Origin of the sequence: Cloacibacillus sp. (assembly GCF_020860125.1) — a bacterium.
Taxonomy (GTDB): domain Bacteria; phylum Synergistota; class Synergistia; order Synergistales; family Synergistaceae; genus Cloacibacillus.
Window position 1 is genome coordinate 1 of the sequence record NZ_JAJBUX010000065.1, and the last position, 6,664, is coordinate 6,664.

7 protein-coding genes are annotated in these 6,664 nt (G+C 57.9%); 4 read left to right on the top strand and 3 right to left on the bottom strand.

The genetic code is table 11. From position 1 onward, the window contains the following. Nucleotides 1-236 (top strand): hypothetical protein (locus LIO98_RS08125; RefSeq protein ID WP_291955309.1); only part of this gene is annotated, 236 nt, incomplete at its 5' end. Here LIO98_RS08125 and LIO98_RS08130 read toward each other — a convergent pair. Beyond that, nucleotides 211-1,656 carry a glycosyl hydrolase family 18 protein gene (locus LIO98_RS08130; RefSeq protein WP_291955311.1) on the bottom strand — a complete coding sequence of 482 codons (1,446 nt, stop codon included), beginning with the start codon at nt 1,654-1,656 and terminating at the stop codon, nt 211-213. The two genes, LIO98_RS08125 and LIO98_RS08130, sit on opposite strands and share 26 nt — an antisense overlap. Before the next feature lie 114 nt (nt 1,657-1,770). Here LIO98_RS08130 and LIO98_RS08135 point away from each other — a divergent pair, with 114 nt between their 5' ends. The 3 genes from LIO98_RS08135 (at nt 1,771) to LIO98_RS08145 (ending at nt 4,852) form a co-directional block, all read left to right on the top strand. Beyond that, entirely contained in the window at nt 1,771-2,331 is a 561-nt protein-coding gene (locus LIO98_RS08135) for a hypothetical protein (protein WP_291955314.1), read from the top strand. Between the two features lie 69 nt (nt 2,332-2,400). After that, complete coding sequence (locus tag LIO98_RS08140; RefSeq protein ID WP_291955317.1) at nt 2,401-3,318, top strand: hypothetical protein; 918 nt, start codon at nt 2,401-2,403, stop codon at nt 3,316-3,318. A gap of 196 nt (nt 3,319-3,514) precedes the next feature. Then, entirely contained in the window at nt 3,515-4,852 is a 1,338-nt protein-coding gene (locus LIO98_RS08145) for an MATE family efflux transporter (protein ID WP_291955320.1), read from the top strand. 171 nt (nt 4,853-5,023) lie between these two features. Here the strand turns inward: LIO98_RS08145 and LIO98_RS08150 are convergent, their stop codons facing one another. Both LIO98_RS08150 and LIO98_RS08155 read right to left on the bottom strand, forming a co-directional pair. Continuing rightward, a complete protein-coding gene (locus LIO98_RS08150; RefSeq protein WP_291955322.1) occupies nt 5,024-5,761 on the bottom strand; it encodes a hypothetical protein in 738 nt (245 codons plus the stop codon). A 71-nt stretch (nt 5,762-5,832) separates the two neighbouring features. Continuing rightward, complete coding sequence (locus tag LIO98_RS08155; protein WP_291955323.1) at nt 5,833-6,612, bottom strand: hypothetical protein; 780 nt, start codon at nt 6,610-6,612, stop codon at nt 5,833-5,835. Between the last annotated feature and the right edge of the window lie 52 nt (nt 6,613-6,664).

Here is a 6,664-nt window from a genome sequence, read left to right on the forward strand (position 1 = left end):
GGGCAAAGTCAAAAGATAAAGCGTTATTTATTCCTTGCACCGTCGAAGCTAAACCACAATTTACCGTTTTCCCCACCCAAAAGAAATCGGCGTTTAGACGTGCGGATAACGAAATAACTGAGGGCTTGGCAAGCGGAGGCGCACTAAAGTGCGGTGAGCATTGCCAAGCCCTCAGTTATGAAGTTAGTCGTGCGTATAAACGCCGATTTACTATTTGCCCATTAAAGATGAAATAGTATCCCACACCTCGGGTTTTTCGTGGCCTTTTCGCCAACCGGCCATTCCGGCGAGGCCGTATTTATCCACCAGCGAGAGCTTCCGCTCTATCGAGGCGGCGTTTTCGACCCATATCTTCTGAACCTTGCCGTTCGCGACGTAGGTGAAATAATACTGTCCCGGCGTCTCAAGCCACTGCATCTGAGCGCCGCGCTTCGCGGCGAGCTCCTCCGCCTCGGCCATCGTCAGGGTGTAGCCCTTCACCTTCACGCCGCCGTTGGCTTTCGTCTCCTCCCAGCGGCGCATGTAGAAGGGAACGCCAAGCACCAGCTTCGACGGCGGGACTCCCTCCGCGAGGGTACCCTCGACCGCCTTCGTCACCCAGGGCATCGAGGCTACGGAACCGGCGCGTGGGCTTGTACGCCAGTGTTCGTCGTAGGCCATCAGCATGACATAGTCGACATATTTCGCAAGTTCGCCGCGGTCATGGCTCCGCGAAGATTTAGTGTTCGCGGGGATGAATACGTCGACGGATAGCGTTAGCCCCTCGGGGCGCAGCAGTTCGGATATTCGCGCGACAAAGCGCACGAACTGCGCGCGGTCGGCTTCGTTCATTCCCTCAAAGTCGATGTTGACGCCGTCGAGGCCGTAGAGCTTCGCGTAGATTATGAGACGCGCCATAAAGAGGTTCATCGCGCGCGCGTTCTTAAAAAAGGCGGTCGTCATGGCGGCGTTGAAGCTGTTGGAGACCAGCCCCCACACGCGGTATCCCCTGCGGTGGGCTGACTCAACATAGGCGGCGGAGGCGCGGTTCGCCATACCACCGTTCGCGTCCATGAGATTGAACCAGGTCGGGGATAGGACGTCAAGGCCAGGTATCGCATTCTGCGCGCCGAGATTGGGATTATCGAGCGTCACATGTTCCCAGGTCATCGTCAGCTTGCCCGAAATTGGGGGCAGCTCCACGGCGCCGCTCTGCACATATCCTCTGACGCTGTCGTTAGGGGTAAAGACGACGCTCCCGTTTTCCCTTCTGAAATCAAGGTTCGTCAGGTTCTGCATCCCGCTCATGTTGAAGTAGGAGACGCCCTCGACGGAGAGCGAGGGGAAATATAGCGCTATCTGGCGTCCGGCGAGCTGAGCTAGCACGGGGCTGTCAAAGCGCTGCGCGGGGTCTGTGACGCCGATGTAGAAACCTTTGTTGTTCGGCCCATCCTCTAGAGGCACGCCCATCAAACGAAGCGCCTCCGCGGGCGCCCAAAGGGCTTCGGCCCTGAAAAATGCGGTGCCAAGCAGGTCAGGCTGTACGCCGCTTTGGCTTTCAAAATATATCTCCACCGGTTCGTCTCCATCCGCCGCGAAAGCCGCGCCATTAAAGGGCACGGAGACGAGGGCCGTGAGTAATAACATCTTTAAAAATCTTACGAGTGAACACTTCATTGCAAAACTCCTTTCGTCATTCAGAGGATATTTTACTCTAAAAAGATGATTGCAGCTTATGTAAATTTGCTATAATGGCCCTTAGTGTTTACGATACTAAGAGAGGGAAAGACTTTGATAAAAAAAATCATCCTGCTTTGCGTGTCTTTTATGCTGATAACGGCAAACTTAGCGCCAGCCGCCGAAGAGGACGACAGCATGGGGCTCGGCATCTCCGTTCCGGTCTTCATCATGCACATGAAGATCGCCGCGCGCAAGGTCAAGTGGAGTTTCTCCTCCGCACGCATAGAAAATGAGATGATCCGCCTGGAGGACGGCAATTACGTCGCCGAATATAATGACTCTATCCTGCTCTATCTCAACACGATGCCGGGAACGAAGATGCTCAAAAATGTCGCCCTTTCCTTCACCGTCGCCCCAGGAGAGCCCCCGATTGGATACAGCCGCGGCGGACTGCACAACGGCGAGGATCAATATGAGAGCATCTGCCAGCAGATCATCATGGCCTTTGACCCGCAGATCAGCCAGAAGGAGGCACGCCGCATGCTGCGCAGGCTGGGACTATACGGTCCTGTGCTCGACGGACGGCAGAGGTATGACCGCCGCGGCGGCCTCGTCTATATAATGAAGCTGCAGAATAACGGTACGATTGTATTGGTAGTCTCCGGAGTTTAAACGTATAATAGGCGCATGTTTCGGCAAGAAGAGAACAAAAACATTACGAATAAAGAGAGGATAAATGTCATGACAAGAGACGAACTTCTGGATAAGCTCGACGAGGCCCAGACAAACGAAGAGATAAGAGAGATCGGCGAGGAGCTCCTCACACAGGACCCCAAGAGCCCCTACGGAAAACTGGCTGTCTGGGAGACGATGGGCTACGAAGACGCCGTGGAAAACCTCGATATGCTGCGCGAGGCGCTGGATGAGATCCGCGCTGTGGTCGACGCGAAGGAGATACCCGCCGTCATAGATGAAGATAGGGATTCTCTCGTCTACTGCACGGTGATGATGAATCTCGGCTATTCGCTGCTCGCGGAGGGCGAGATCGAAGAGGCATACGAGGTGGCCAAGGAGTTTGCCAATTTTGACGACGAGGGCTCTTTCCCCAGCCGTATGCTGCTCTACCGCTGCATGCTGGACCTTGAGCTCTACGGCGATATCTTTGAAACGCTTGAGGCGGACCCGCTCGAATCCGTCGTCGGCGAGCACGCGCGCGCGATCGCGCTTCTGGAGACCGGCGCCCCGGCCGGAGAGGTGCGCGACGCCATAAACTACGCCATCTCGCTCTCCCCCGACGTCCCCTTCTTCGTCATCAATATCTGGGATTTCCCGGAGGCCGAAGAGGAGATAGAGGATGAGCTGGAAGAGGTGGTGAACGACGCGACCTACCTCGCGGAGCCGTGGTGCAAGTCTGACAAGCGCCTCGCCGCCATCAGCGCGCCGACCTTCCTCTTCGGATATCTCACCAACAGGCTCGCGGACGAAAAAGAGATGAAGGTGCTGCGGGAGGGTTACGAGGAGGCCGGAGTATCGGAGCGTATCGAGGCCGTCAAGAAGCGCCTCGAAGAGCTCGAAAGGGCCAATACTGACCCTGAGGAGATCGACGCGGAGGCTCTCGGCGAGACGGCGGAGATACTCGAGGAGCTTCTCGGAGAATAGAGACGCCAGATATTTACAGCCGCTTCAGCGCCGCCGTTAATCACGGCGGCGCTTTTTTGGCGTCGTAAACAGACGAGTATATCTTTAGCCCCCGGGTCGTGGGGAATTTGACGCGGCGCGGCGGCTCTGCTAGTATCTAGAGCGTTTTGCACCCTGCCGCGTGGAAGCTTTCCGGCGCGGAGCGGAGGATTTTACGATGATTCGGGACATGACCGCCGGCAGCCCCGCAAAGACTATGGTATCTTTCGCGCTGCCGATGATTCTGGGAAACCTTTTTCAGCAGTTTTATAATATTGTGGACCTCATCGTCGTCGGAAATTTCGTCGGCGCTTCGGCGCTCGCCGCCGTCGGAGCCTCAGGCTCTGCGACCTTTCTCTTTATCGCCCTCTCCACCGGCGGCGCGGCGGGCTGCACCGTCGTGATATCGCAGTTTTTCGGATCGCATAGGATGAGTGAAACAACATCCGCCGTCTACACGACGCTTATCTCGATGACCGCAACCGGCGCGCTGCTGGCCCTCTCCGGCCTCGTCTTCGGAGACGGCATCCTGCGGCTGATGGGAACGCCGCTGGAACTCTTCAGCGACGCCTCCGTCTATTTAAAAATCTATACGCTGGCACTGCTCTTTATGTTCCTCTACAACGGCGTGACCGCTTCGTTCAACGCCCTCGGCGACAGCCGGACGCCGCTGTTTCTGCTTGTCTTTACCTCGGTTTTGAACATCGCGCTCGACCTGCTGTTCGTCATCCGCTTCGGTTTGGCCGTTCCCGGCGTCGCCTGGGCGACTTTGATCTCCCAGGCCTTCGCGGCCTTCGCGGGGCTCACGATCCTTCTTTCGCGGCTCCTGGATATCCGGCTCCAGGACAGGCCGGCCATTTTCTCCGCGGCGCTGTTCAGGAAGATATACCGTATCGCGCTGCCTTCGATGATACAGCAGTCGATCGTCTCCATGGGATTTATCTTCGTCCAAACGCTCGTCAACAGGTACGGCCCCGTGCTGATGGCGGGCTACACCGCCGCCACAAAGATAGACAACATCGCGATACTGCCGATGCTCAACGTCGGCAACGCCCTTTCCGCCTTCACGGCGCAGAATATGGGGGCCGGAAAGTATGAACGGATCGGCAGAGGCGTCAGAGCCGCCTCCCTGATGTCCTCAACGATAGCGCTGGCGCTCACCGCCGCGATTTTCCTCTTCGGCAGGGAATTTCTCGGCTTCTTCGTAGACGCCGAGGCAAACGCCGCCGTCATCGGGGTGGGAATGGATTACCTCCGCGCCGTCTCGGCCTTTTATATTATGATGGGAATGAGCAATATCTTCGCGAGCGTACTGCGCGGGGCGGGCGACATGAGCGCCTTCACCTTCTGCACGCTGACAAATTTCGGCCTGCGCATCGTTATGGCCTATGCCCTCGCGGCAAAGATCGGCCCGGCGGCCATCTGGTGGTCGCTGCCGATTGGCTGGGCCGCCGGCCTCGCGCTCGCCGCCGCCAGATATGCCGGCGGCAAATGGCGTTTGAAGGGATTGATTTGAAATAACCTCCCAGTTCGCGGGCGGCAGAACTCTATATGACGGCGGCAGCACCCGGCGTCCACGGCGGAAAGAAGAGGCTTTTACAAAAAAGGCCGCGCTCCTCTCTTACAAGGAACACGGCCCATATAAATCTGTTATGCCGGGCTTACCGCCTCAGCGCCGCCTGAACAGTCAGTCCCGATCCCACACCTTTACGCTGGGGTCAACGAGACGGTAGACAAAACCGTTCGCCCTGTCCCATGCGTAGGGGCCGGATTCCGCGATGCCGCCGAAGCCGTTGAGGAACTGGAGGCCGCGGCTCATCGCATAGTCATACGTCCTCACGCCGTTATAGACCGGTACGAAGGGGTAAGGCCCCTCTATTTTGCTGCTTGCCCAGTAGCCGCCCATATCGGTCTCCGCTAGGAGGCTGTCGAGCGTATTCCTAAAGGGTGCGGGCATATTGTCGATGAAGATCAGCTTGCCCATCGAGGACTGCGCAAACTGCCGCATAAGGTAGGCTGCGGCATATTTCCCCTCCGGCATCTGCGAGAGCGCGGTGACGGCGTTGAAGAGCGCGTTTACCGCCACTATCTGCTTCGGGACGTAAGAGGCCGGCGGAAAGAATCCCGTCACCTGCTGCCAGTTCGCGGGGTCTCCCTCAGGGAACCATTTCTTCACCAAAGCCGCCGAGGCCGCGGCCCGCGTCTGCAAATTGGGCGCGGAGCAGGAGAGCTCCCACAGCTCGCGCTCGCTGCCAGCCGGCGCGAGCAGCGCTATCTGGTCATAAAAGGCGGGCCCCTCGGTCTTGATCTTTTGTCTGTTTTCCATCTGCGCGACAAACGTATCCCAGTCGTCTCCCGCGGCTGCCGCGCCGCAAAATACCGCGGCCAAAGCCGCCGCCAGCATCAGCACAAATTTTTTTTTCATGAGAATTCGCTCCCTTCAAACGATCCGGATATCCACTTTATGTCACCGCCGCCAAAGGTCGGAGGCCGGCATCAGTATTTGATGTCGCCGCGGACGGTGATCTCCCGCTCCCACCTGCCGCCCGGCCAACTCTTCGCGTTCACGCCGTTGGGCAGTATCTTCCACATTTTGACCCCCGCGCCCTCTTTGGCCGTAATGTCCAGCTTGAACTTGGAACCGTAGGCAAAGGGAATGAATGCCACGCCTTTGCCTTGGTAAATACGCTCATCCCGGGCGGCGGAAGAGGCCCCCGCGGGAACGACGCGCCACGGCGCGCCGCGCTTCATCGGATAGGCCTCGAAGCTTCCGACCGACGAGGTGGTGAACATCAGGACGCCGGTCTTGGAATAGCCTCGCATGAAGCCGCTGAGAAATTCCGCCTGCGCATCGACGATACCGGCCGTCGTCAGCGCTGTGAGGCAGAAATTGCCAAGATAGAACAGAGAGAAGCCGTTTTCGGAGCCAAGCGCGCGCCCAATCACCGAAGCGGCCTTGTCGCGGCGTCCGGCGGCGAAATACTGCTCCGATTCAGCCCGCACCGCCGCGCGTTTCTCCGGCGATAGGATCAGCGCCAGCGAAGTCTCGTAGACGGCGGGCATCGCCGCCGGAGACTCGGCAAGTTCTTTCTCCTCGGCCGCGACGTCCCGCGACAGTACCGCGGCATCCGCCGAAAGTACGCTCTCTTCGCTCTCCACCGCGGCCTGCTGATGAATCAGGGCATCCAGGTTGGCCGTACTCTGAGCCGCGAAGGCCGCCTCCCGGGAAAAGAGGGAGAACGCCAGGGCAAATATCAAAAATTTCAACAATCTCACAAAGAAACACCTCTAAGATACTAAATTACCGATTTAGATACATTTTATATAT